Source organism: Vibrio sp. 2096, assembly GCF_033339595.1.
GTDB lineage: Bacteria > Pseudomonadota > Gammaproteobacteria > Enterobacterales > Vibrionaceae > Vibrio > Vibrio alginolyticus.
This window is the reverse complement of sequence record NZ_JAWOUX010000065.1, coordinates 1-1,285: the sequence shown is the minus strand read 5'-3', so window position 1 is coordinate 1,285 and position 1,285 is coordinate 1. Positions and strand designations below refer to the sequence as shown.

Annotated in this window: 2 protein-coding genes; both read left to right on the top strand. The window is 43.8% G+C overall.

Going from position 1 to position 1,285, the window contains the following annotated elements; genetic code table 11:
• Positions 1–506, top strand: a 506-nt coding sequence (locus tag R7Q41_RS24065; protein ID WP_318144712.1) for a PPC domain-containing protein, incomplete at its 5' end; no start/stop codon positions are given.
• A 286-nt stretch (positions 507–792) separates the two neighbouring features.
• The gene (locus R7Q41_RS24060) at positions 793–1,023 is read left to right on the top strand and encodes a PAS factor family protein (protein WP_005479230.1); all 231 of its coding nucleotides are present in this window, start codon (positions 793–795) and stop codon (positions 1,021–1,023) included.
• The last annotated feature ends 262 nt before the right edge of the window (positions 1,024–1,285 follow it).

The following is a 1,285-nucleotide window of genomic DNA, read 5'->3' as shown; positions in this document are numbered from 1 at the left end:
AGTACGCGGACGGTAGCAATGAAGAGATTCAATTTGCGCCAGAGCAAAATGGTTACGTTAAAGCTGGCCGTTACTACATCAGTTTAACAGGGCGTGATAGCTACGACTCCGTAAACCTTGTGGCAGCTTTAGAAGTTGAAGCGCAAACGCCACCAACACAAGTGCAAGATGATTTAGCTCCTGTGGTTTTAGAATCAGGAGAAGCGAAAGTGCTAACGGTTCATCAGCAGCGTTATGCCGCTGTTTATGTGCCTGAAGGCGTGAAAGAAGTACGCGTTTGGATGTCGAGCCAATCAAATGCGAACGACCCTTACGGCGCAGGTAATGTGGACTTGTACGCAAGCCGCAAACACTGGCCGACAGCAGAGCAACACGAGTACGCATCAAACTATGCGGGCAGCAATGAATACCTTGCTATCCCAGTGACTGAAGCGGGCTATGTGCACTTTTCTCTTCAAGCTCTTCAACAAGGTGATGATGTAGAAATGCTGGTTTATTTCTTCTAATCGACGTTAAGTTAGTTTCGTAACACAAAAAAACACGCCGCCATTTTTGGCGGCGTGTTCGTTTTTCCTGCTTTTGGTTGTATTCAAACAGTGTTAAATGCCAAACGTTTGCATGATTTCGAGATGTATCTGTCAATTTTTGTCGAAAGCGTCTCAATTTTGTGTTGGCATATCCTTCTCACATAATCTTTTTTAGCGCCGCGTTCTGTGACCTAGCTTCTGATTTGTGGTTTCTAAACGGATACAATATATATGCACCCCGTGCAATAAAATTAAAGGGAATGACATGAAAACGCTTATTTATGACACGTTGATTAGCCTTGCAAGCCAAGAACCAGAACAACATGCGCGTATCCGACAAAACCTATATGAACAGTTGGATCTGCCGTTCGATAAGCAACTGGCTTTGTACTCTTGTGCCCTTGGGCCTGCGAGTTCAGGTAAGCTTGAGAGCAGTCAAGGTATCAACAACGCTGTGGATTGCGCCGTTAAACTTCTGGAAACACCAGAACGCTAATCTACTTCGTTGTCTTTATCACGGCCCAATACCCCAAGGGCCGTTTTTGTTTTTTCGTTTCCTCAACACACTTTTCGACGCCAATCCCTTCTCACCAAACGTGATCTAGTTGCCAGTTTGCTTTTCTTAACTATTTGTTACGTCAACGCATTTTATAACCTACTCATTTACAGCGAGTGGGTTAGGGCGTACATAAGGATTTGTTGCTGGGAATTTGTGTTTGGATTTTATGTAAATAAAAACAATGACTTAGTTGCATTTG